Here is a 24,368-nt window from a genome sequence, read left to right as displayed (position 1 = left end):
TCCACCAGGCGTTGGATTGGAAATCCTCGCATGTCCGGCATCACACATGTTCCAGCCCCTCCGCAAAGAACTGCCTCAGTATCCGCGCCAGCCTCTCTCCGCCCACCGGGGCCATATCCTTTGTTTCCTCATGGGAAAGTTCGCCTGCGGCCATCCCCGCACCAAGATTGGTGATGACCGAGCAGCCAGCGACTTTAAGGCCCAGGAATCGCGCAAGGATTACCTCTGGAACGGTGGACATGCCTACGGCATCCGCTCCGATCATGCGTGCGGCCCGGATCTCCGCTGGCGTCTCAAAGCTGGGGCCGGAGAACCACATGTAGACACCCTCATGCAGGACCTCGCCAGCTTTCCGCGCAGCCTCCTGTAGGCCGGCGCGCAGTCCCCTGTCATAGGCTTCGCTCATGCCGACAAAGCGGCGGTCGGTCTGCTCGCCGATCAGGGGATTGGTGCCCGAGAAATTGATGTGATCTGTGATCAGCATCACAGAGCCTGGCGGCATCTCGGCCTTGAGGGAGCCAGCAGCATTAGTGAGGATAAGCGTCGTCACGCCAGCTTCCTGGAGGCATTCCAGCGCGGGCCGCATGGCTGCCGCGTCCCCATGCTCGTAGTAATGCGCACGGCCCGCCAGCATGATGATGGGTTCGCCCTCGAAGATGCCTGCGACCAGCTCGCCCTTATGGCCGGAGACGCCGCTTCGGGGAAACCCGGGCAACTCGGCGTAAGGAACACGCACCGGCTTGTCCAGGTGCTCAACGAGCCCGCTAAGACCCGAGCCAAGAACCAGCGCAACCCGTGGAACAAGTGCGCCCAGCCGTTCCCTCAGGATTGCCGCAGCCCGCGTCATTTTTCGTGCTCCAGCGTGAAGCCACGGGGAAAAACGGAGACAAACGAAACTGTTTCAAGCACGCCATTCATATCGCAAAGGTGAAGCTTTGCATCCGCAGTCACGAATTCGGCAAGCCGCTGGCGACAGCCGCCGCATGGCATGATCCGAGGCATATTCTCCGCCACTACCGCGATTTCCGACACTTTGCTTCCGCCTGCCATAATCATGTGCCCGAGCGCGGTCGTCTCTGCGCACCAGCCTTCGGGATAGGAGGCGTTCTCAATATTGCAGCCGGCATGGACGGCGCCCTCAGGCGTGCGGATCGCTGCCCCCACGGGAAAGCCGGAATAAGGCACATAGGCATGGCTCATGGCCGCCTTTGCCGCGGTAAAAAGTTCGTCTGCGCTCATTACCGCTCCTTCATATAAGGCACACCGCCGGCGCGTGGCGGGATCGCCCTGCCGACGAAACCCGCCAGCAGGACGACGGTGAGGATGTAGGGCAACGCCTGCATGAACTGCACCGGAATTTGCCCCACCAGCGGGAATACTGTACCCTGAATGCGTATCGACAGTGCATCGAGAAAACCGAAGAGCAGGCAGGCAAACATGACCGGCACTGGCCGCCATTTGGCAAAGATCAGTGCGGCCAGCGCAATGAAGCCGCGCCCTGCCGTCATGTCCTTCACGAAGCCGGCATTCTGCGCCAGTGCCAGATAGGTGCCGGCAATTCCTGTAAGGATCCCGGTGCAGATGACCGCGCGGTAACGTAGCCAGGCAACCGAGATACCCGCCGTGTCCACTGCTGCTGGATTTTCGCCCACTGCCCGGAGCCTCAACCCGAAGCGTGTGCGAAAGAGCACCCACCAGGTGAACGGAACCATCAGGAACGCTGCATAGGTGATCATCGAATGGCCGGATATAAGGTCTGAATAGAGCCGTCCGATCAGCGGAATTTCGGCAATCGCATCGGCAAGGGGCAAATGGATGGCGCCGAAGCGCGCATCCGACCCGACCGAGGGCGTGCGCCCGCCCTGTAAAAACCAGGCCTGGCCGAGAATGATTGTGGAGCCGGCCGCGATGAAGTTGATGGCCACCCCCGCGACGATCTGGTTGCCGCGATGGGTGATGGAAGCAAAGCCGTGCACCAGTGCAAGGAAGACGGAAACGGCTATGGCGGCGGCCATTCCTGCCCAGGCTGAGGAATAGACCGCTGCCGCCGCCCCCGCGGCAAAGGCTCCTGCCAGCATCTTGCCCTCCAGCCCGATGTCGAAGACCCCGGAACGCTCCGAGTAGAGCCCCGCCAAGGCTGCAAGAAGCAGCGGAACGGAAAGCCTGATCGTGGAATCGAACAGGAAGACGAGCGTGTTCAGCAGCTCCATCTCACGTGCTTTCCTGCTTCGCCTCCGCGCCCGCCTGCGGTGGGCGGACACTGGCGAAGATTGCCTGCAAGCTTGGCCGAAACATATGCTCCAGTGCACCCGCGAACAGGATCACTAGTCCCTGGATGATGACGATCATGTCGCGCGAGATACCCGGCATCTCGAAGGCCAGTTCCGCACCCCCTTGATAGAGCAGGCCGAAGAGGATCGCTGCGGCCACGATGCCCGCCGGATGTGAACGGCCCATGAGCGCCACAGCGATGCCGACGAATCCTGCCCCGGCAACGAAATCGATCTGCAGCCGGTTCAAATCGCCCATTACCGGGTTCAGAGCCATCATTCCCGCAAGCGCTCCGGAAATCAGCATGGCATTGACGATGACGCGCATCTCGCTGACACCGGCATAGTGCGCTGCCTTGGGGCTGTGGCCGCGCATCCGGATCTCGTAGCCCAGCCGTGTGCGCCAGATGAGCACCCACACAAAAAAGCGGCAAGGAGCGCCAGCAGGAAGGACAGGTTGAAAGGGGAGGAACGCACCGAGAGCCCGACCGCCTCCAGAAGGAAGTTGAGCTTCGGCAACTGCCCTCCTTCCAGAAAGGTGCGCGTCTGCGGCGCCTGGCTTGCGGCGGGCTTCAGCACATTCACCAGCAGGTAGACCATTAGGCTGGCGGCGATGAAATTGAACATGATGGTCGTGATGACGACGTGCGAGCCGCGCCTGGCTTGCAAAAAGGCGGGAATGAAGGCCCATGCCGCACCAAAGAGGCTTGCCCCGGCGATAGCCAGCGGAAAGGTAAGCCACCAGGGTAAGATCGCATCAAAGGCAAGGCATACAAGCGCGACGCCTAGCCCGCCGATATAAGCCTGTCCTTCCCCGCCTATGTTGAAGAGGCTGCAATGGAAGGCCACAGCGACGGATAGTCCGGTGAAGATGAAACTTGTTGCATAGTACAGTGTGTAGGCAATGGCCTGGCCTCGGCCAAGAGCGCCCTCGACCAAAATGGCGGCTGCGCGCAGCGGGTTTTCCCCAATAAGCAGGACGACAAGTCCTGCGATCGTAAAAGCCACGACGAGGTTGATAAGCGGGATAAGGCCGTAATCGGCCCAAGTTGGCAGCTTGGCGTAAGGGACGCTCATTAAACTGCCGCCTCCTGTTCCTCCACGCCGCCCATCAACAGGCCCAGCTCGCTTTCCGTCACCTGGGGCCCACGCTCGCCCACGACGCGTCCAGCAAACATGACAAGGATGCGGTCGGAAAGCGAGCGTATCTCATCGAGTTCCACGGAAACGAGAAGCACCGCCTTTCCGCGGTCGCGCATCTCGATCAGACGCTTGTGGATGAACTCGATGGCGCCAACATCCACTCCGCGCGTCGGCTGGCCGACGATGAGTACTTGAGGATCCTGCTCCAACTCGCGCGAAAGCACGATCTTTTGCTGATTCCGCCAGAAAACTTCGCCGTTTTAAGCCGTGGATCGGGCGGCCGGATATCGTATTTTCTGATCTTCTCCAGCGCATCTTGGCGGATAGCCTCTGTGTCGAGAAACGGGCCTTTCAGGTAACGCTTCTGCCGATGATAGCCCAGTATGGCGTTCTCGCTCTCCTCGAAGGCCAGCACGAGCCCCATATTGTGCCGATCTTCGGGGACATGGGCGATGCCACGCTTCCGCAGATCCCCCGGATCGGCCTCCCCCGTCAAGTCCACGGGCCGGCCATTGAGCGTCACAGTGCCGAACAACGCCTTGCGGATGCCGGCAATGGTTTCCAGAAGCTCCGTCTGCCCATTACCCGCCACACCCGCAATGCCGACGATCTCGCCTGCCCGTACATCGAAGGAGACGTCGTCCACCATCGTCACGCCCCGGGAATCACGCACCGAGAGATTTCGGACCGAAAGGAGCAACTCGCCAGGTTTTGCCTCCCCTTTCTCCACCCGCAGGAGCACGCGGCGCCCCACCATCAGTTCCGCCAGTTCCTCCGGCGTCGTCTCGCTTGTCCTTCGCGTCGCCATCAGGCTGCCCTGGCGCATGACGGAGACATTGTCGGTCACGGCCATGATCTCGCGCAGCTTGTGCGTGATGAGCACGATGGTCTTCCCTTCCTGCCGGAGGCAGCGGAGGATACGGAAGAGATGATCTGCTTCAGCCGGCGTCAGCACTCCCGTTGGCTCATCAAGGATCAGAATTTCGGCGCCACGAAACAGCGCCTTGAGAATCTCGACACGCTGCTGAAGGCCCACGGGAAGATCCTCGATCACCGCCTCGGGATCGACATTCAGCCCGTAGTCGCGCTCCAGACGTTCAAGCTCCGCGCGCGCCTTTGCAACGGAGGGATTGAGCAACGGTCCACCCTCCGCTCCAAGGATAATGTTTTCAAGAACGGTGAAATTGTGCACCAGCATGAAATGCTGATGCACCATGCCGATGCCGCGGCCAATCGCATCGTTGGGCGTCAGAATGGCCGCTTGCTGGCCGTGGATATAAATCTCGCCGCGATCTGCCTGGTAGAAGCCGTAGAGGATCGACATGAGCGTGGACTTTCCGGCACCATTCTCGCCAACGATGCCGTGGATGGTCCCCGCAGGGATCTTCAAGCTGACATTGCGATTGGCATGGACGGCGCCGAAGCTCTTGTCGATGCCTCTGAGTTCTATCGCGGCGTCCGCCATGGGAGGGCCGTGTTCCCCTGTTTTTAGTTTTATTGAAGAAGTATCACGCAGCCTCGTTGCTGCCAACGGCCATGCTCTCGACGCGGGTACTGGAATCGGGCACTTGTCGGGGCACCTGGCTTTGTGGATAGCGGAGATCGAGATGCCCGAGGACCGGCTAGACAAGCTCGAAATGGCAGTGGCGGAGCAGGAACACATGATCGAGGAGTTGTCCGGGCAGCTTGCCAAGCAATGGATCGAGATCGATCTGTTGCGCAGGAAGCTCGCCCTCTTGACCGAGCGGTTTCTTGCACTTGAGCAACAGGCGACTCCTTCACCACCTGTAACCAAGCCACCGCACTGGTAGCGCGGGGACGTCCGGAAGCACCCAGGGCACATCGGCTCGTTATGCCCCGTCATTGGGCCCCATCTTGCGTCGGTCGTTCGGCTAAAAAGAAATTCCTTTTCCCTTGGAACATAACTACGTGTGACGTGTTGTGGCGTCGGGGGAAGCGTTGGGTTTGCCGCGTCCGTTTTTCCGATTCGTCAGAAGTGGGGGCCGTCTAGAGGTGCGGCGTCTGCACCTTGGAGGGGAGAAAAGCTATTGGCTTCCTTGGAGAGAATGACGACCAGCATTCCCGGCCTAGACACGGTTCTGAATGGCGGACTGGTGGCCGGCGGATCCTACGTTCTGCAGGGACGCCCTGGCGCCGGAAAGACGATCCTTGCCAATCAGATTGCCTTTCACCGGGCCGGCTTAGGCGAGAAGGTTCTGTTCGTCACCCTGCTTTCCGAAGCTCACGAGCACCTTTTCAAGCTGCTGTCCACGCTTTCCTTTTTCGACCGCTCCCAAATCGGCACAAATATCCAGTTCGTCAGTGCCTATCGCGAAATGGTCACTGAGGGGCTGGATGGGATCGTCCATATTATCCGCAGGGAAATAGCACGGGAGAAACGCACCCTGTTCGTCCTGGATGGACTGCTTAACGCCCATTACCAGGCGCAGTCGCGCGACCAGATTAAGCGTTTCGTTGCCGAGCTTCAGGGTCATGCGGGATTTGGGGGCTGCACAAGCCTCTTTCTTGCAAGCGCACGCCTCAGTGATGACAGCCCCGAACATACGATGGTCGACGGCGTGATCGACCTTGCAGACGAGATCGTCGGGGCGCGCTCGGTCCGCCGCATCGAGGTGCGCAAGATGCGCGGCAGCAGCATGCTCCGCGGCCTGCACAATTTCGAGATCACTGATTCCGGCATCGTTGTCTATCCGCGGCTGGAAGCAGCCTACAAAGGCATGGCGGAACCCGAATTGGCTAGCGAGATGCTTTCCTCGGGAGTGGAGGATCTCGACAATGCGCTTGGCGGAGGGTTCCGATCAGGCTCCTTCACCCTTTTGATGGGACCTTCAGGCGTCGGCAAGACAATGCTCGGCCTCAATTTTATCTCGCGGGCGAGCCACGCCGAGCCAGCGCTTTTCTTCGGCTTCTATGAGGGTCCGGAGCGGCTCAAGGAAAAGGCCACGGCCATTGGCCTCGACTTCGATCCTCCTATCAAGTCGGGAACGCTGAAGGTTGAATGGAATCCTCTTGGCGAGGATCTTTTGGACCGGCTTGGCGAGAGGCTGCTCCGGCAAGTGCGCGAACAGGGCACCCGGCGTCTTTTCATCGACGGCGCGGGAGCTTTCAAACGGGCTGCTGTCTCTCAGTCCCGGATAGTAGAGTTTTTTTCCGCGCTTTCGAACCAGTTACGCGCAAACGGCACAACGACGGTTGCAAGCTGGGAGATGCCCGATCTTTTCGGCGGCTCCGCAGATACGCCCGCTCCGGAGATATCCAGCATCGTTGAAAACATCATTCTCCTGCGCTTTGCCGAACATTACGCGCGGATTCGCCGTGTGCTGGCGATCATGAAAGTGCGCGACTGCGACTATGACACTGCCGTTCAGGAGATTCGATTCGGAAAAGATGGCCTCAAGCTCGCTCCGCTTCACCCGGCCATTAAAGACACTCTCGATGGCAGTGCCCAGGACGCTGCCCCCCACCAAGCCCGGTGAACTGGAATATGAAACGCGTCCTTGTCGTCGATGACGAGTTTCTGGTCGCAGAACTGATCGTCTATGCACTTGAAGAGCGCGGTTATCATGTGCTCCAAGCCTTTAACGGCAAGAGCGCATTGGCTCAGATGAACAAGTCGCCTGCCCTTGTCATCACCGATTTCATGATGCCGCTCATGAACGGCCTCGAATTTGCACTGTCGGTGCGGGATGACAGGAACTGGAACGACGTTCCCATCATCCTCATCAGCGCAGCGCAGGCGGCCATTTCGGAAGAGAACCGGAGAATATTCGCGGCGGTCTTCGAGAAACCGTTCGACGTGCAGGCCGTGTTGGGAAAGGTTGAAGAGCTGATAGGCCCTCCGGAACCGGATCGGGGCGGAACTCTATTCTGACCGCGCCTGCCGCTACCGCCTGCCGTCCTCCTCAGGACCGATCAGCACACATTGCCGCGTTATCGAGATCATCATATTGGCTGCTTCTAAGCGACCGGGGAGCTGCCGCGATCTTTACCTAAAGAGGCTAGGTTTTTTGCAGATCGAGGACAGCAATCGTAACGCCCGGCTCCTGCTGATGAGCTGTCAGGCGGAAGCCGAAGTCCCGTGACATCCTAAGCATTCCGGTGTTCTCAGCGAGGATGTATCCTTCAATGTGCGCGAGGCCTTCGGACCGGCCATAATCGATCGCATGGTTCAGAAGCTCCCAGCCTAGCCCCCTTCCCTGAAGATCGGTTCGCACGAGAATTCCGAATTCCGCCCTTTCGCGGTCCGGATCCGACGAGAGTCGCACAATGCCCGCGAGTTCCCCGGTATCCTTCCGTAGTGCCACAAACGCGATCTCCCTATCATAGTCGAGCTGCGTCAGGCGCAGAAGCATCTCGTGCGGGAAGTTGCGTCGCGGCGCGAGAAGGCGAAGGCGTATGTCTTCCGGCGCAACCTTTTCAAAGAATGGCGGGTAGAGCGACACATCCGCAGGTTCGATGGGACGCAGATGATAGGTATCGTCCCCGAGCGTCACATCTTTCGACCAGTCGGCAGGATAGGGGCGGATGGCCAGTGCCGGGTTTGGTCCGATCTGTTCCACCCTTTCCGGCTCGATTTCGATACGTGCATCAAGCGCCATTACCCCTTCGTTTGAGGCCAGCAGCGGGTTGATATCCATGGAGACGATGCACGGAAAATCGACGATGAGTTGCGACACGGCGGAAAGAGCGGCAATGATGCCCGCCCGATCCGCCGGCGGCCGGTCGCGATAGCCGGCAAGCAGCCGGCCAATGCGGGTCTGATCGATAAGATCGCCGGCCAGAACGTCATCGAGCGGTGGCAGGGCAATGGCCGTATCATCGAGCACCTCGACGGCCGTTCCTCCTGCCCCGAATAAAAGCACGGGGCCAAAGATTTCGTCTCGATTAAGGCCGAGAATAAGCTCGTGTGCGTTCTTCAGCTTGATCATCGGCTGCACGACATAGCCGTCGATCTCTCTCGCCCTGCCCATCCTTTTCAGGGCGTCCTCGATGTTGCGCGCAGCCTGGTTCGCAGCTTCCGGGCTGAGCAAGTCAAGAACGACGCCCCCCACGTCGGACTTGTGGGTGATGGTCCTCGACAGGAGCTTCACAACAAGTCTTTTTGAGGACTGAAGCAGGCGCCGGGCAGCGTCGGCCACCTCGTCCGGGCTCCGCGCAATGACCGTTTCAGGCACGGGGATACGGTAAGCGCCTATGACTACCTTTGCCTCCGGCTCCGTCAGTATCCGACGCCCTTCCGCCGCGGCTTTCCGCAAGACCGAATGTGCAGTGGCTATATCCGCCTGGATATCGGCCGCACGGCTGGAAGGAACACGCATCAGGCTTTTCTGCGCGCGTGACCAGTGGCTAAGATGGGATACCGCTGCTGCCGCCAGGGCCGGAGTGTTGTAACTCGACACTCCGGCGTTCTGGAGAATTGAACGGCCCTCGCGGGCTGTCTTTTCTCCAAGCCATGATGTCAGCACCGGCTTGCCATTGATCCTGCCACCCTGGGTCAGGGCTGCGATGGCGCGCGCCGCATCGGCTGGCGAAGCAAGCGCTGTGGGACAATTGATGACGAGAACGGCATCCGTTCCAGCATCGGCCGCTACCGCTTGCACTGCCGCGCGATAGCGCTCGGGAGGAGCGTCGCCGATAATGTCTACCGGATTGGCACGAGACCAGTTTTTAGGAAGGCTCTCATCGAGCCGCCGCATGGTTTCATCCGACAAAGAAGCAAGATCGGCCTTTAGATCCATCAAACGGTCGACCACCAGCACGCCTGCCCCCCCGCCGTTCGTGACGATGCCGACGCGGGAACGCTCAAGCTTCTGAAATCGCGCCACCGTCTCGGTGGCAGCGAATAACTCGTCAAGACCCCGCACGCGAAGAATGCCTGCACGCGAGAAAGCCGCCTCCACAACCCTGTCTGATCCTGCAAGCGCTCCGGTATGTGTGGCAGCAGCTTCTGCCGCCTCTGCATGCCTTCCGGCTTTGATGCCGATCACCGGCTTGATGCGCGAGGCCGCCCGCGCCGCAGACATGAATTTGCGCGGTTCGGGAATGCTTTCGAGATAAAGAAGGATCGCCCGGGTCTTTGCATCGCCCGCCAGCAGATCGAGATAGTCGCCCACATCGACGTCAGCCATGTCACCAAGCGAGACAACGTGCGAAAAACCGATCCCCTCTTCAGCCGCCCAATCCAGGAGGGTGGTAGTGATCGCTCCGGATTGGGACAGAAGCGCTATACCTCCCACGGACGGCGTGATGTGGGAGAAGCTGGCGTTGAGCTTTTCCGGCGGAACGATCAGGCCCAGCGTGTTTGGGCCGATCACTCGCAACAGAAATGGCTTTGCCGCATCGAGCATCGCCTGCCTTAGCCCGTTTTCGCGCGTTAGCCCGGCGCTGATTACCACAGCGGCGCGATTACCCTTCTCTCCAAGCTCGCGGATGATCTGGGGAACGGTTCTTGCCGGAGTGACGATCACCGCAAGGTCGGGAACCACTGGCAGATCCCTGACATGGGCGAAGCAAGGCCGGCCGCAGACTACACGGTACTTGGGATTGATCGGCCAGACCTCTCCCTCGAAACCAGCGGCCAGAACATTTTCCATCACCATGCGTCCGACCGAGCCGAAGCGCTCGGAAGCGCCGAAAATTGCCAACGACTGAGGGGTGACGGCGAATTCGAGATTCCGGATGGTCATGGGCGCCTCCTATATCCGACTAGGCCAGTGGAGACGCTCTCGGCAGGTTACGCAGCTTGCAGGGACCATCGTGAAGTAGCCCCTTGCGGCTACGTTAGACCTCTCCTTGGTTCAACCAGATGGCTCAAGGCGTCGAGCATTCATAGAGCACATTACCGCTTTCAGCGTCGATGCCAACCAGGCTTACGTCATAGCCCCAGAGATGGCGGACATGGCGGAGCGCCGCATCCCGGCTCTCATTCTCCAGAAGGATGCCGTTCTTCACATTGTGTTGCAGGCGCAGATGACGATCACCGAGCAGGTCGACATCGACCACCTGAATGTCCGGCTGGTTCACGCCGATGTCATAGCTGCGCGCAAGCGCGGCCCGTATAGCCTCATACCCTCGCTCGTTGTGGATCGAGGAGACTTCGCAATAGGGCTTGCCGGAATCGTCTTGGAGCAGGAAAAGCCTGAACTTGCGGATGAGCGCCGGACTAAGGAACTGGAGGATAAAAGATTCATCCCGATGATTGGCCCATGCATCGAGCAGCGTGTCTAGCCAGTCTCCCTTCCCGGCATAGTCAGGGAACCATTCGCGATCCTCCGCCGTCGGCTCTGTCGAGATCCGTTGGATGTCCTGCATCAGCGCGAATCCGAGTGCATAAGGGTTGATGCCGGGGAAGCGCGGATCGTCGAAGTCTGGCTGGAAGACGACATTGGTGTGGCTTTGCAGAATTTCCAGCATGACGCCTTCGCTAATTCTGCCCTGATCAAAAAGCCTGTTCATAATCGTATAGTGAACGAAAGTGGCGCAGCCTTCATTCATCACCTTTGTCTGCCGCTGAGGGTAAAAGTACTGAGCGATGACACGCACGATCCGCAAAATCTCCCGCTGCCAGGGATCCAGGATCAGGCTGTTCTTTTCCAGGAAATAAAGCAGGTTCTCTTCCGGAAGATTGAGCGAGCGCTTCCGTTCGGATGCCTCGCCTTCAGCCTTCTTGGGGTCCGTACCGGGCGTGACCGGCAGAGTGCGCCACAGGTCACTATAGGTCTGCTCCTCGTATTCCAATCTTTCGCGTATCCGCTCCCGCTCCTTCTCCGACGACAGCCGCGGCGGGCGGCGATAGCGGAAGACACCGTGATCCATGATGGCATGGGCAGAATCGAGTATCGCCTCGACGGCTGCCGTGCCGTACCGTTCCTCGCAGCGGGTGATATACTTCTTGGCGAACTCCATGTAGCTGAGGATTGCGCTCGCATCGGTCCACTGGCGGAAGAGGTAATTGTTCTTGAAGAAATGATTGTGGCCGAATGCAGCATGGGCCGTTACCAGCGCCTGCATGGCCATTGTATTCTCCTCCATCAGGTAGGTGATGCAGGGGTTGGAGTTGATGACCAGTTCATACGCCAGACCGCGCTGGCCTTTTCTGTAAAAATGCTCCTCGAAGACGAAGCGCTTGCCGAAGGACCAGTGCTGATACATCAACGGCATCCCGACGGAGGAATAGGCGTCTAGCATCTGCTCCGACGAGATGATCTCCAGCTGATTGGGGTAGATATCGAGCTTCATCTCATCGAGCGCTATGCGTTCGATGGCGTCATAGGTTCGCGACAGCGTCTCGAAATTCCAGTCAGAACTCGTGAAGAGAAGGTTGGATTTGCCGCTTTCAAATGCCATCGTCATCCATCAGGTTCGCGCGCGTATATTCGGCTGCCTTGAAAAAAGTTGCCGGAAAACCGGATAGATGTCGGCGGGGCGCGCGATCCGCGTCATCTGGAAATTCGGCCACTTCTCACCCACCGTGCGATAGGCGCGCCATAAGGAAGTGCCGTTATCGGTGGCCCCGAATATCTCTGTCTCGCGCTCGTCGATGATTTCGACATAGGCGTAATACTGGCAGAGCTCCATCAGCTCGTCCTGCAACAAGGCCGCGCATTTTTCCGAGTCGCCGGCAATATTGTCGCCGTCCGAGGCTTGGGCAGCGTAGATATTCCATTCCCGTGCTGGGTAACGTTCGCGAATGATCCGCATCATCTCGTCAAGCGCCGTGGATACCACTGTGCCGCCGCTCTGGGTGGAGTAGAAGAACGTATCCTCATCCACCTCCCGCGCCTCGTGTGTGTGGCGGATGAAAACGATGTCGATCCGATCATAACGGCGTTTCAGGAAGAGATGGAGCAGCACAAAGAAGCGCTTGGCAAGATCCTTCTCCCGCTCTCCCATGGAGCTCGACACATCCATGAGACAGAACATGACAGCGCTGGCATTGGGCAGCGGCTGTGCCTCGAACCGGTTGAAGCGGATATCGACCGGGTCGACATAGGGAATGGTTCGGCGGCGGCGTTCCATCCGGTCCAGCTCCTCCCGCAGCTTCTCGATCTGTTCGCGCCGCGTGGATAATGAAGGCATTGCCTCCAGCTCCGCCAGTTCCTTCGCCAGTGCTTCCACTTGCTCCCGCTTCGGTCGGTGCAGCGCGATGCGCCGGCCATAGCTGTTACGCATGGTACGGCCAACATTGATGTTGGTGGGCGCGCCGGTAACGGCGAATCCCGCTCGGCGAGGCTTGAAGGTGACAGCTTCCTTTAGGTTGAGCTTCACCATGTCTGGAAGCTCCAGATCCTCGAAGAAGAGGTCGAGCACCTCCTCTCGTGAAAGCATGAAGCGGAAGTCGTCCTCCGCCTCGCCGACACCTGCGCCGGAGCCGGACCCTGCCCCGCCACCTCCCGGCTTGGCAATCCGGTCGCCGGGGCTGAACTCCTTGTTGCCAGGCAGAACATAGTTGCGTTCCCCGGTGCCGGCTGCCGGCCGAAAGGTTGGCTCGGCCGTTCCGCGCGCCGGCATGGGCACGCTATGCTGCGCATCCACGTCCGTGATCTTACCGGACTTGACCTGCTCCTTGACGACGCGCTTCAGCTCCTCTCGAGCCCGTTTCAGGAAGCGCCGACGATTGCCGAGGCTCTTGTCCTTCGGGTTAAGACGCCGGTCGATATAATTCGGCATTGGAAAGCCCACGCTGCATCGTCAGCCCGCCTTGTTCACGCGCATATACCAGTCCACCAGGCGGCGAACCTGTCTTCTGGTATAACCGCGTGCCGTCATTCGCTCCACGAACTCGGCATGCTGCTTCTCGGTGGCGCTGTCCTTCTTTGAGCCGAAGCTGATGACCGGCAACAGATCTTCCACCTGCCCGAACATGCGTTTTTCGATCACCTCACGCAATTTCTCGTAGCTCGTCCAGGCCGGATTACGCCCGTGATTCTTGGCGCGAGCCCTCAACGTGAACTTCACCACCTCATTCCGGAAATCCTTCGGATTGGCGATGCCGGCGGGCTTTTCGATCTGTGACAGCTCGCTGTCGAGAATCTCCCGGTTCAGGATTTGTCCGGTGTCCGGATCCTTGAAATCCTGATCCTCCAGCCACGCATCCGCATAGGCGATGTAACGGTCGAAAAGGTTCTGGCCGTATTCACTGTAGGATTCCAGATATGCCTTCTGGATCTCGTGGCCGATGAACTCGGCATACCGCGTTGCGAGCTCCGACTTGATGAAGTCGAGATAAGCCGCCTCCGTCTCCTTGGGAAACTGCTCGCGCTTGATCGCTTGTTCCAGAATATACATCAGATGGACCGGATCGGCGGCGACCTCCTTCGTATCGTAGTTGAAGGTCTCCGACAGCACCTTGAAGGCAAAGCGCGTGCTCACGCCGGTCATGCCCTCATCGACACCCGCCGCGTCACGGTACTCCTGCACAGACTTGGCCTTGGGATCAACATCCTTCAGGTTCTCGCCGTCATAGACCCGCATCTTGGTGTATAATGACGAGTTCTCATGCTCGTTGAGCCTGGTCGAAACGGTGAAGCGGCTCAGGATCTCCAGCACCTCCGGCGCGCAGGGATTGCTTGTCAGTTCGCTCTCGCGAAGAAGCTTCTCATAGATCATCTTTTCCTCGGTGACGCGAAGGCAGTAAGGCACCTTCACCACCAGGATACGGTCTAAAAACGCCTCGTTGTTCTTGTTGTTCTTGAATTGCAGCCACTCCGACTCGTTGGAATGTGCAACCACGATGCCCTGATAGGGGAAGGCGCCGAAATTCTCGGTGCCATTATAGTTCCCCTCCTGGGTCGCCGTCAGCAACGGATGCAGCACCTTGATGGGCGCCTTGAACATCTCGACAAATTCCAGCAGCCCCTGTGTAGTGCGGTTAAGTCCGCCACTATAGGAGTATGCATCCGGGTCTGCCTGGCTATAATTTTCAAGCTGCCTGATGTCGACCTTCCCAACCAGGGAGGAGACGTCCTGGTTGTTCTCGTCACCCGGTTCCGTCTTGGCTATCCCTATCTGGCGAAGCCGGGACGGGGTGAGCTTCACGACGCTGAACTTGGAAATATCCCCGCCCACTTCATCGAGCCGCTTTGCCGCCCAAGGTGAGATAAGTCCAGTAAGGCGCCGCCTGGCAATTCCGTATTTGTCTTCGAGCAGGTCCGCCATCCGCTCCGGATGGAACAGCCCTAGCGGCGATTCGAAGATGGGGCTGACCTTGCCGTTCACGCTGAGCGTATAGATCGGCCTTTCTTCCATCAGCTTCTTGAGGCGCTCAGCGAGCGAAGACTTGCCACCGCCAACCGGACCCAGGAGATAGAGGATCTGCTTCCGCTCCTCCAGACCCTGCGCGGCATAGCGGAAATACCCGACGATCCTCTCGATCGTGTCTTCCATGCCATAAAAATCAGAGAAGGCCGGGTAAATCTTGATTGTCCGGTTCGCGAAAATACGCCCCAATCGCTCATCAGAGCTGGTGTCGATCAGGGTCGGCTCCCCTATGGCATCCACCATCCGCTCGGCGGCGGTGGCGTACATGCTTTTGTCGTCCCGGCAGGCCAGCAGGTACTCCTGCAGGCTCATTTCCTCTCGTGCCGTACTGCTGTAAATCTCCGAAAAAAGATCGAAGATTTCAGTTTCTCTCCTTTGCATCGTGCTCTCTCGCGAAAGGCCGGTTGTCGCAACAGGATCGTTGCCGGTCGGCTCCTATTGGGTGAACGGTTTCCTTCCCTCAAAGTTCCGTCCCGGAACCTTGAGAATCTTCGACGCAACTTGCGGCGCATACTGGCGCCACCCAAACGCGGAATGAACCCAACCAAAACGATCTAACTGCCGGGGCAACATCCATCCCGGACAGGTTCAAGTGCCGGCAAAGCCACAGACCAGACACCTGAATGCTACAGATCACCAGTTTGACTGCCGGACCTGTTATAGGCAAGAAGCCAACACTAGGGGAAGTTTAGCACCCTTGTGAGAAACCGTCATCACCCTATTCTTGCTGAGCTCGAATTTCTGTTGATTCAATCTCTCGCTCGGCTCCTTGCGCTCGCGAAATTGTTGCAGCGCCAAGCCGGCCATCAGACAATCAGAGCCAGCCTATCCGTCCACGCCTTTGCGGTAGCGGTGGTAGCCGGGACCGACGGTAAGCGGTTCCTCAGGCATGACCTCGTCGCTCACCTGGCTGGCGTAGTTGCGCCGCGTTTGCCAGATAAGCTTTTCGTGCCTGCGGTCATAGATTTCGATATCGACGTGATATGGCTTTCCGGCTTTGACATGCGCAACGGGCGGCGAGCGTAACATGTAGCGGTCCGTCATCGGGCTTACCCGCTCGGCGACGACGTGAGGCGGCCCACCGCCAGGATCCTCGAAGCGCGCTTCAATGATGGAGCCGCTGGCCAGCGGGCGCACCACCTGCGCCGTGAATCCGTAGAATACTTCCGCGTTGCGGTAGTTGAAGATGAAGCCGCCACCAAGGATTTGCAGATAAGGCTTTTCAGACGGGTCTTCGCGAGTGAACCATCCAGCGGCGAACAGGACCAGGCAGAGAACGCAAAGACCCAGGCCGGTCTTCCAAATTGTCCTTTCGCTCATTTGCACATCCTTCCGCGCTTCAATAACAGCGGCTGGCGCATTATATCTGTTACGGAAGATAATTCCTGCATGCGCAGGATACTTCTGGTGCGTTTTCTGTTATAAGCGCGCGCTTCCGAGTCGTCGAAACAGGCGTCTGTACGTGCCGCCCTGGGTGCTCAAGTGGCAGATGGGGCAGGTCTGAACCAGAACTCCAACAGAAAGAAGGAAGAACATTGCAGGTTATTGTACGGGATAACAATATCGATCAGGCCTTGAGAGTCCTGAAGAAAAAGATGCAGCGCGAAGGTATCTTTCGCGAGATGAAGTCGCGCCGCGCGTATGAGAAGCCCTCAGAACGGCGCGCGCGCGAACGTGGCGAGGCCATCCGCCGCGCCAGGAAGCTGACCCGCAAGCAGGCACAGCGAGAGGGCCTTTTGCCCAAGAAGAAGCGCGCAGCCTGACCAGCTTTGTGCACACCCTATCTGATCATACTCACCCGATTGCGGCCTTGACGGCACGCTTGGCCATCACCGCGATCAGGTGAGCGCGATATTCGGCGGAAGCATGAATATCCGACATGAGCCCTGTAGACGGCAGGGAAATGCCGTCTAGCGCGGCTGGATCGAAAGAGCGTGCGAGCGCATCCTCCAGAGCCGAAGCTCTAAAAGCGCCGTCCTCACCCGCGCCGCTGACAGCTACGCGCACCCCTTCTGGCCGCCGAGCGACGAACACGCCCACAAGCGCATAGCGGGAGGCGGGATTCGGAAATTTGGCATAACCAGCCTTCTCAGGTGCAGAAAACGACACGGCGGTTACGATCTCGTCCTCTTCAAGCGCAGTTCCGAAGAGGCCGGTGAAGAAATCGTCCGCCGCGATAGTTCTCTTGCTGGTTTCAACCGTCGCTCCCAGTGCAAGGACGGCTGCGGGATAGTCCGCCGCTGGATCATTATTGGCAATGGAGCCCCCGATGGTTCCCATATGTCGCACATGCGGGTCGCCGATATGTGCGGCCAGTCGGCAAATGGCAGGGCATAAAGCGGCAAGACCCGCATGAGCCGCAACCTCTGCATGGGTGGTCCCAGCGCCGATGCGCATGTCGGAACCGTTTATGGTGATCCCCTTGAGCTCCGGAATGTGACGAAGGTCGATGAGATCCGAAGGGGCGGCGAGCCGCTGTTTCATGGTGGGGATAAGTGTCTGCCCTCCAGCCAGGAATTTGCCGTCATCGGCCTGGGCCAACAATTTTGCGGCTTCCTCCAGTGAAGCAGCGCGATGATAAGTGGTCTGATACATTTACGTTCTCCTCATCGAGAGGTCGAATGTGCATGGTGAGCAAAGCTCGGGCCAGCCCTTTCGTTTTCTGTCACTTCCGGCAAAGGGCCGATGCAACGGCTTCCTGCCTTCGGCTTCATGCTTTCTCACGCGGCTTTACGCAGCGCCTTCCACACCGTCTGCGAGCTTGCAGGCATGGGCAGCTCGTTGTTGCGAATGGCATCGGTTATGGCGTTGATAACCGCGGGCGGCGATCCGATGGCACCTGCCTCTCCACAGCCCTTGATCCCCAGTGGATTGCTGGGAGATGGCGTGTTGCTGGTCAACACATCGAACGAAGGCAGATCGGCGGCCCGTGGCATGGTGTAATCCATGTAGGAGGCAGTCAGGAGCTGGCCGGTATCCGGATCATAGCGGCAGCCCTCGAGCAACGCTTGCCCGATTCCCTGCGCTACCCCGCCATGCACCTGCCCCTCAACGATCATCGGGTTAATGATATTTCCGAAATCGTCTGCCGCCACGAATTGCACGATCTCTGTGTGGCCGGTCTCGGGATCGACTTCGACTTCCGCAATGTGGCAGCCGGCAGGGAAGGTGAAGTTGGACGGGTCGTAGAAAGAGGTCTCCTTCAGGCCCGGCTCCATCCCTTCGGGCAAATTATGAGCCGTGTAGGCCGACAACGCGACCTGAGCCCAGGGCAGGCTGCGATCCGTGCCGGCCACCTTCACTGCTCCATCCTCGATCACGATGTCCGCCTCGTCGGCTTCCAGGAGATGAGCGGCGATTCTCTTCGCCTTCGCCTCTACCCGGTCGAGCGCCTTGACCACAGCGGACATGCCTACTGCGCCTGAGCGTGAGCCATAGGTGCCCATGCCCATTTGCACCTTGTCCGTGTCGCCATGGACGATGGAAACCTGATCGATGGAGATGCCGAGCCGCTCGGCCACCACTTGGGCAAATGTGGTCTCATGTCCTTGGCCATGGCTATGCGAGCCCGTCAGCACCTCCACGGTGCCGGCCATGTTCACCCGCACTTCCGCCGATTCCCAAAGGCCTACGCCCGCCCCGAGCGAGCCCACTGCCTGTGATGGCGCAAGGCCGCAGGCTTCGATGTAGCAACTCATCCCGATACCGCGTAGCTTGCCGCGCCTTCTGGCTTCCTCGCGCCGGACGGTGAAGCCTGCATAGTCGGCCGCCTGCATGGCTGCCTCCAGCGAAGCCTCGTAGTCACCCGCGTCGTAGTTCATAATCACCGGCGTCTGGTATGGAAAAGCACGGATGAAATTCTTGCGCCGCAGTTCTGCCGGCGAGATCTGAAGTTCGCGCGCTGCCGTCTCCACAACTCGTTCCAGTAGATAAGTCGCCTCCGGCCGGCCGGCCCCGCGATAAGCGTCAACGGGCGCGGTGTTGGTGTAGACCGCGCGCACATTGCAGTGGATCGCCGGTATCACATACTGGCCTGAAAGAAGTGTGGCATAAAGATAGGTTGGCACGCATGAGGAGAAAAGCGACATATAGGCGCCCAGATTGGCGATGGTGTCGACCTTCAGCGCTATCATCTGGTTATCGGCGTCGAAAGCCAGAGACACCTCGCTCACATGGTCGCGTCCATGGGCGTCGCACAGGAAGCTTTCGGTTCTGTCAGCCGTCCATTTCACAGGAAAGCCAGTCCGCTTCGAGGCCCAGAGGCAGACGATTTCCTCTGGATAGATGTAGATCTTAGAGCCGAAACCGCCGCCGACATCCGGCGCGATCACCCGGAGCTTGTTCTCCGGCGCCACATTATAGAAAGCGCTCATCACGAGGCGGGCCAGATGCGGATTCTGGCTGGTAGTCCAGAGTGTGAAGTGATCCTCCGCCCCGTCGTAGTGCCCCAGAGCCGCCCGCGGCTCCATTGCATTCGGCACAAGGCGGTTGTTCACGATCTTCATGCGCGTGACATGCGCGGCCCGCGCGATGGCTTCGTCTGTTGCCTTGGCGTCACCCAGCTCCCAGTCGAAGATCAGATTGTTTTCCGCCTCTGGGTGCAGTTGCGGAGCCCCAGGCTTGAGCGCCTCGACGGCTTCGGTCACTGCGGGCAGTTCCTCATAGTCGACTTCGACGGCCTCTGCCGCATCGCGGGCCTGCGCGCGCGTCTCGGCGACCACGACGGCAACCGCATCACCCACATAACGCGCGCGTTCCACGGCCAGCGGCGACCATGCGCCCATTTTCATCGGCGTACCGTCCTTGGAGTGAATCATCCATCCGCAGATCAGGTTACCGATGCCATCGTCCTTCAGTTCCGGCCCCGTCAAAACGGCAAGGATGCCGGGCATGGCTTTCGCAGCCTCGGTGCGGATGCCGGTGATTTTCGCATGCGCGTAGGGGCTGCGCACGAAAGCCGCATGTTTCATCCTCGGCAGCACCATATCGTCCACAAAACGGCCAAGGCCGGTGATGAATCTCTTGTCCTCCTTGCGCGCGATCCGCGCGCCGACACCTTCAACGCTCATGGAATCCTCCCTTGTCGGCAATGGCGGATAAAGGCCTTGCGGCGGTAATGCGAACTTCATCGCCTACCCTGCAACCCGCTCCCTTTTGCCATGCCCTGTCGCCTACTGCCCACCTTGCCCTAAGCTGCCTTTGCCTTCTGGCCCGCCATCGCCTCCGCTGCCGCCAGCACGGCCTTGACGATGTTGTGATAGCCGGTGCAGCGGCACAGATTGCCCTCCAGCTCTGCCCGCACCGTTTTTTCGTCGAGACCTCCGGGATGGCGCCGGATCATGTCGACTGCTGCCATGATCATGCCTGGCGTGCAGAAGCCGCATTGCAGCCCGTGATGCTCCCGGAATGCTGCCTGCACCGGGTGCAATTCGCCTCCGTCCGCCAAGCCTTCTATGGTAAGAACCTGAGCGCCCGATGCCTGCGCCGCAAGCATGGTGCAGGACTTGACGGCCTTGCCGTCCACATGCACGACGCATGCGCCGCATTGGGAGGTGTCACAGCCCACATGCGTGCCGGTAAGGCCCTGATGTTCGCGCAGGAAATGCACCAGCAAGGTGCGATCCTCCACTTCGGCCGTCACAGCACGTCCATTCACCTTCATAGAGATTTCAGCCATGGGTTCCCTCCTCCGATTGGTGTGCCGTCTCTTTCCTCCCGGACACCCCCTCCAGCTTAATCTTACAATCGCCAGAGTCCACCGCCATTTAAAGATGCGGAGGGTATGGGTACGATGACGCTCAACATTACTTGATCTTCGCCCGTGATGTCTGTATCAGGCGCAGCATGCGGCCGGAGCTTCCGTGCCGCAGACCGCACTAGCTCCGTTGGCCGGGCAACGCATTCGTAATGAGCGGATCCGCTAGAGAATGACGTTGGAAGCCAGTGGGTTGGCGGAGGAGTGAAGAAAATAGTAGGGCGATAGCTAAGTCGTCCTGCGTCTGGTAAGCCGCACTAGCTCAGTTGGTAGAGCACGTCATTCGTAATGATGGGGTCGCTGGTTCGAGTCCGGCGTGCGGCACCAGCCCCTTGCCACCCCTGCGTTAAGGGCATCCAAGTTTTTCTGAACCGCAACCTTCAGCGCTTATTCAAAGTCGTCTGTGGTTTCCACGATGGTATGAGTAGAGGACACGCTAACGGCGTAGGCTCCTGCGCGGCGATTGCGATAGATGGCTAAGGTACAATGAAAATGAATTTAGAAATGATCACCCTAACATAGGTGACGTTTCCTACCGACAGATGGTAACACTTTCTCGCTTTGGCGGGATGTGTTGATGCCGTGGAAGGCGTGTTCGGTGATAAACGACCGTGCTTGTCTTGTTGGCTGTCTTCTTGACCCGGAGGATGAGCAATGTTTGCCGGTATAGCGGCCTGCCCGAGGAGGAAGATCAACGTCTTCACCGTGCTGGCCGGGCGCAGGCTCGGAAGCACCGAAGACGATGACAGCATTTGCTCGTAAGCCTCTGCACTATGATTTGGGATAGATCGACCTCGAACAAAGGATATTGCAGACAATAGACGACCCGTTCGGCACGAGGTCGTCACCCATGTCTTAGGTTCGATCTGTTACCTATGTCTCAGGGTCGTACAAAGGTTAGTTGGTGGAGCCAAGGGGAGTCGAACCCCTGACCTCTTGAATGCCATTCAAGCGCTCTCCCAACTGAGCTATGGCCCCACATCCGGTCACTGTGAACCGGTGCCGTATCCGGCGAAGAGGTCTCGGCTATTGCCGATGTGATGGCGGCTTCTAAACCCGACCGGCAGGAGAATCAAGCCCCATCCACAGGGAACCCGATAATCTCCACCGCTCGAATGCCATCAATGTTCATCATCGTCGTCACTGACGCCGATAATGCCGGTGACGTCGTCGTCGTCCTCCTCTTCGTCGGCGAGGAAGGTGTCGTCGTCGTCGTCGCCGAGATCCACATCATCGTCATCGAGCTCCGGCAGGTCGTCTTCGCTCCCCTTGACGTCGTCATCGGCATCCTCAAGGGAGATGATCTCGGGACCCTCCTGAGCGTCGAGCTCCTTCTCCTCCAGCTCTTCCTCATCGTCCACGAGCGTCTCCGCGCCTGCCTCGAAATAGCTGCGAGGATAGGATTGGCCGGTATAGGGCGATACGATAGGATCGCGGTTTAGATCGTAGAATTTGCGTCCCGTTTCCGGGCAGATGCGCTTAGTGCCGAGTTCGGGTCTTGCCACCGTTTTTGCCTCATCTTTGCCAGCTGGCCCGGGATCGAGCCAGCGTCTTGGTACGGGCGAAAATCTACGCCGCCCGGCCATGCCGTTTTCGGTCCCCATAGCCACAGATGAAGCGCCTGTCAAAGCTAAAAGAAAGCCATTCTACCCTTGTTGTTCACGAGCTTTCCGGCCGGGGGATGACCGGTCTTTCCCAACGTGCTAGAGGCAGCGCGCAACGTTCCCGAATGCGGAGAGAGCCATGACCGTGCACTCCAGACCCCGCGCAGCGCAGAGCCGCCGCTCTTCCGCCCTCAAAGGCAATATGCGCGTGCCGGGCGACAAGTCCATCTCCCACCGTTCCCTCATGTTCGGTGGATTAGCTTCCGGGCGAACGCGGATTACCGGTCTTTTGGAGAGCGAAGACGTGCTGCGTACGGCCGATGCGCTGCGCGCCATGGGAGCGCTGATCGCGCGCGAGGACGATGCCTGGGTTGTGGAGGGCACGGGCAATGGCTGCCTTCTGGAGCCCCAGGAGCCGTTCGATTTCGGCAATGCTGGCACCGGGGCACGTCTTACCATGGGCCTTGTCGGCAGCTATGACATGACAACCCGCTTCACCGGTGACGCATCACTTTCCAGCCGTCCCATGGGGCGGGTCCTCGATCCGCTGCGGCAAATGGGGCTTCAGGTTGTAGAGGCTGCCCCAGGAGACCGCCTGCCCATCACGCTGCGCGGCCCCCGCCACGCCGCGCCCATCACCTACCGCGTTCCCGTCCCCTCGGCACAAGTGAAATCCGCAGTGCTTCTGGCCGCACTCAATACGCCGGGCGTTACGACAGTCATTGAGCCGGTCATGACACGCGATCATACAGAAAAGATGCTGACAGGCTTCGGCGCGGCAATTGAAGTGAAAGTGGATAAGGAGCGCGCCCGCCACATCAGCATAGAGGGCCGCTCTATACTCAGAGGCCAGCAGATCGCCGTGCCGGGCGACCCCTCGTCAGCGGCCTTTCCGCTGGTTGCCGCCCTCATCGTGCCTGACTCGGACATGGTGATCGAGAATGTGCTGATGAATCCCACCCGCACCGGCCTTATCCTGACCTTGCAGGAGATGGGCGCCGATATCGAGCTTCTGAACCGCCGCTTTGCCGGGGGCGAGGAGGTGGCGGACCTGCGCGCACGCCACTCGCGGCTCAAGGGCGTAACCGTGCCGCCGGAACGAGCGCCTTCCATGATCGACGAGTATCCGATACTCGCCGTAGCGGCCAGTTATGCCGAAGGCGAGACGCTGATGCTTGGGCTGGAAGAGCTGCGCGTCAAGGAATCCGACCGCCTCTCGGCTGTTGCCGAAGGGCTTAAGGTCAATGGCATCGACTGCGCCGAGGGCGAGGCTACCCTGTCCGTTCACGGCAGGCCCGACGGAAAGGGCTTCGGCGGCGGTAAGGTTGCCACCCATCTCGACCACCGGATTGCGATGTCATTTCTCGTGCTGGGGCTTGCGTCGGAGAAACCGGTGACAATCGACGACGAGACGATGATCGCTACCAGTTTCCCTCAATTCATGGGGCTGATGACGGCAGCCGGCGCCATGTTCGAGGCACTTGAGGGGAATGCATGAGCGTAGCGAAGCAACGTTCCGTCATAACCTTCACCCGCTTGGAGGAGTCTGGCTGATGGCTGATCACGTCGTTATTGCCATTGACGGTCCGGCCGCCTCCGGCAAGGGCACGCTAGCGCGCAAGCTGGCGGATCATTTCGGCTTGAATCACCTAGATACCGGGCTCACCTATCGCGCTGTCGCCAAGGCACTTCTGAATGCACAGATCCCGCTGGATGACATAGCGGCAGCCGAAACAGCGGCCCGAACGCTCAGTCTTTCAAGCCTAGACACGCTATCGCTTTCGACTCACAGCGTGGGCGAAGCGGCTTCAAAAATCGCTCTGATGCCCTCGGTCCGCAGGGCACTGGTGGAGAAGCAGCGCGCATTTGCCGCGATGCCGCCTGGTGCGGTGCTCGATGGTCGCGATATAGGTACCGTCGTCTGCCCCGATGCGGCAGTTAAACTCTATGTGACGGCGAGTGCTCCCGTTCGGGCGAAACGCCGCTGGCAAGAGATCGTCAATGCAGGCGGCACTGCCGATTACGACGAGATCCTGGCTGACATAGAAAGGCGGGATGCGCGCGACATGAACCGCAAGGACAGCCCGCTTCGTCCGGCAATCGACGCGCTCTTGCTAGACACGAGCGAAATGGATATAGAAACGGCGTTTTCCACTGCCTGCTCCATGGTAAAAGAGGCGCTGGCTGAGGGGAACGGCTGACGGAAGCAACGTCCTGTCTTCGTTCAGAACGGCAGGCGTTTTTCGCCATTCTTCATGAACCGGTCTGCCTGCATCTTTGCGCCGGATCCGCCGCTGCTAGCGGCTTTGGCCCGAA

The 24,368-nt window shown here is 59.3% G+C and carries 18 protein-coding genes, 2 tRNA genes and 2 pseudogenes; 7 read left to right on the top strand and 15 right to left on the bottom strand.

Features of this window, described 5'->3' with window-relative positions; translation table 11 throughout:
• Positions 1-40: 40 nt before the first annotated feature.
• From HUS57_RS17015 to HUS57_RS16995, 5 genes and pseudogenes are all read right to left on the bottom strand, one after another.
• A complete protein-coding gene (locus HUS57_RS17015) occupies positions 41-847 on the bottom strand; it encodes a purine-nucleoside phosphorylase (protein ID WP_173935048.1) in 807 nt (268 codons plus the stop codon).
• Positions 844-1,239 carry a cytidine deaminase gene (locus HUS57_RS17010; protein ID WP_173935047.1) on the bottom strand — a complete coding sequence of 132 codons (396 nt, stop codon included), beginning with the start codon at positions 1,237-1,239 and terminating at the stop codon, positions 844-846. The genes HUS57_RS17015 and HUS57_RS17010 overlap by 4 nt, the downstream gene beginning before the upstream one ends.
• A complete protein-coding gene (locus HUS57_RS17005; RefSeq protein ID WP_173935046.1) occupies positions 1,239-2,210 on the bottom strand; it encodes an ABC transporter permease in 972 nt (323 codons plus the stop codon). The genes HUS57_RS17010 and HUS57_RS17005 overlap by 1 nt, the downstream gene beginning before the upstream one ends.
• Before the next feature lies 1 nt (position 2,211).
• Positions 2,212-3,347: pseudogene (locus HUS57_RS17000) on the bottom strand (ABC transporter permease).
• Positions 3,347-4,878, bottom strand: a pseudogene (locus HUS57_RS16995) (ABC transporter ATP-binding protein). The pseudogenes HUS57_RS17000 and HUS57_RS16995 overlap by 1 nt, the downstream one beginning before the upstream one ends.
• A 142-nt stretch (positions 4,879-5,020) precedes the next feature.
• Here HUS57_RS16995 and HUS57_RS16990 point away from each other — a divergent pair.
• The 3 genes from HUS57_RS16990 (at position 5,021) to HUS57_RS16980 (ending at position 7,305) form a co-directional block, all read left to right on the top strand.
• On the top strand, positions 5,021-5,224 hold the full coding sequence (locus tag HUS57_RS16990) for a SlyX family protein (protein ID WP_173935247.1): 204 nt from the start codon (positions 5,021-5,023) through the stop codon (positions 5,222-5,224).
• A gap of 255 nt (positions 5,225-5,479) precedes the next feature.
• Positions 5,480-6,910 carry an ATPase domain-containing protein gene (locus tag HUS57_RS16985; RefSeq protein WP_246727917.1) on the top strand — a complete coding sequence of 477 codons (1,431 nt, stop codon included), beginning with the start codon at positions 5,480-5,482 and terminating at the stop codon, positions 6,908-6,910.
• Positions 6,911-6,918: 8 nt separating this feature from the next.
• Complete coding sequence (locus HUS57_RS16980; protein WP_173935044.1) at positions 6,919-7,305, top strand: response regulator; 387 nt, start codon at positions 6,919-6,921, stop codon at positions 7,303-7,305.
• 127 nt (positions 7,306-7,432) lie between these two features.
• On the opposite strand, the gene HUS57_RS16975 is transcribed toward HUS57_RS16980, so the two are convergent.
• The 5 genes from HUS57_RS16975 to HUS57_RS16955 all read right to left on the bottom strand — a co-directional run bounded on the left by HUS57_RS16975 (position 7,433) and on the right by HUS57_RS16955 (position 16,013).
• Positions 7,433-10,120, bottom strand: a complete 2,688-nt coding sequence (locus HUS57_RS16975; RefSeq protein WP_173935043.1) for a bifunctional acetate--CoA ligase family protein/GNAT family N-acetyltransferase — start codon at positions 10,118-10,120, stop codon at positions 7,433-7,435.
• A 124-nt stretch (positions 10,121-10,244) separates the two neighbouring features.
• Complete coding sequence (locus tag HUS57_RS16970) at positions 10,245-11,780, bottom strand: SpoVR family protein (protein WP_173935042.1); 1,536 nt, start codon at positions 11,778-11,780, stop codon at positions 10,245-10,247.
• A 9-nt stretch (positions 11,781-11,789) separates the two neighbouring features.
• Positions 11,790-13,103, bottom strand: coding sequence for a YeaH/YhbH family protein (locus HUS57_RS16965; protein WP_173935041.1), 1,314 nt, complete (start codon positions 13,101-13,103; stop codon positions 11,790-11,792).
• Between the two features lie 21 nt (positions 13,104-13,124).
• Positions 13,125-15,074, bottom strand: coding sequence for a PrkA family serine protein kinase (locus HUS57_RS16960; protein ID WP_173935040.1), 1,950 nt, complete (start codon positions 15,072-15,074; stop codon positions 13,125-13,127).
• A gap of 444 nt (positions 15,075-15,518) precedes the next feature.
• A complete protein-coding gene (locus HUS57_RS16955; protein ID WP_173935039.1) occupies positions 15,519-16,013 on the bottom strand; it encodes a hypothetical protein in 495 nt (164 codons plus the stop codon).
• A 215-nt stretch (positions 16,014-16,228) separates the two neighbouring features.
• Between HUS57_RS16955 and rpsU the strand changes: the two genes are divergently transcribed.
• Complete coding sequence (gene rpsU / locus HUS57_RS16950) at positions 16,229-16,456, top strand: 30S ribosomal protein S21 (protein WP_173935038.1); 228 nt, start codon at positions 16,229-16,231, stop codon at positions 16,454-16,456.
• Between the two features lie 31 nt (positions 16,457-16,487).
• On the opposite strand, the gene HUS57_RS16945 is transcribed toward rpsU, so the two are convergent.
• From HUS57_RS16945 to HUS57_RS16935, 3 genes are all read right to left on the bottom strand, one after another.
• Entirely contained in the window at positions 16,488-17,288 is an 801-nt protein-coding gene (locus HUS57_RS16945) for a xanthine dehydrogenase family protein subunit M (RefSeq protein ID WP_173935037.1), read from the bottom strand.
• Positions 17,289-17,413: 125 nt separating this feature from the next.
• Positions 17,414-19,762 carry a xanthine dehydrogenase family protein molybdopterin-binding subunit gene (locus HUS57_RS16940; RefSeq protein WP_173935036.1) on the bottom strand — a complete coding sequence of 783 codons (2,349 nt, stop codon included), beginning with the start codon at positions 19,760-19,762 and terminating at the stop codon, positions 17,414-17,416.
• A gap of 119 nt (positions 19,763-19,881) precedes the next feature.
• Positions 19,882-20,370 (bottom strand): (2Fe-2S)-binding protein, encoded by a 489-nt coding sequence (locus HUS57_RS16935; RefSeq protein WP_173935035.1) that lies wholly within the window; start codon positions 20,368-20,370, stop codon positions 19,882-19,884.
• Between the two features lie 329 nt (positions 20,371-20,699).
• Between HUS57_RS16935 and HUS57_RS16930 the strand changes: the two genes are divergently transcribed.
• Positions 20,700-20,775: transfer RNA gene (locus HUS57_RS16930), tRNA-Thr, on the top strand.
• A gap of 575 nt (positions 20,776-21,350) precedes the next feature.
• On the opposite strand, the gene HUS57_RS16925 is transcribed toward HUS57_RS16930, so the two are convergent.
• Together HUS57_RS16925 and HUS57_RS16920 are read right to left on the bottom strand one after the other, a co-directional pair.
• A tRNA-Ala gene (locus HUS57_RS16925) sits at positions 21,351-21,426 on the bottom strand.
• 143 nt (positions 21,427-21,569) lie between these two features.
• Positions 21,570-21,953: a TIGR02300 family protein gene (locus HUS57_RS16920; protein WP_173935034.1), complete on the bottom strand. Its 384-nt coding sequence runs from the start codon at positions 21,951-21,953 to the stop codon at positions 21,570-21,572.
• A 238-nt stretch (positions 21,954-22,191) separates the two neighbouring features.
• Between HUS57_RS16920 and aroA the strand changes: the two genes are divergently transcribed.
• The gene (gene aroA / locus HUS57_RS16915) at positions 22,192-23,550 is read left to right on the top strand and encodes a 3-phosphoshikimate 1-carboxyvinyltransferase (RefSeq protein WP_173935033.1); all 1,359 of its coding nucleotides are present in this window, start codon (positions 22,192-22,194) and stop codon (positions 23,548-23,550) included.
• 55 nt (positions 23,551-23,605) lie between these two features.
• The gene (gene cmk / locus HUS57_RS16910) at positions 23,606-24,253 is read left to right on the top strand and encodes a (d)CMP kinase (protein ID WP_173935032.1); all 648 of its coding nucleotides are present in this window, start codon (positions 23,606-23,608) and stop codon (positions 24,251-24,253) included.
• Positions 24,254-24,368: the final 115 nt, after the last annotated feature.

The organism is Chelativorans sp. Marseille-P2723 (genome assembly GCF_902809845.1).
Taxonomy (GTDB): domain Bacteria; phylum Pseudomonadota; class Alphaproteobacteria; order Rhizobiales; family Rhizobiaceae; genus Chelativorans.
This window is presented reverse-complemented; position numbering and strand designations above follow the sequence as displayed.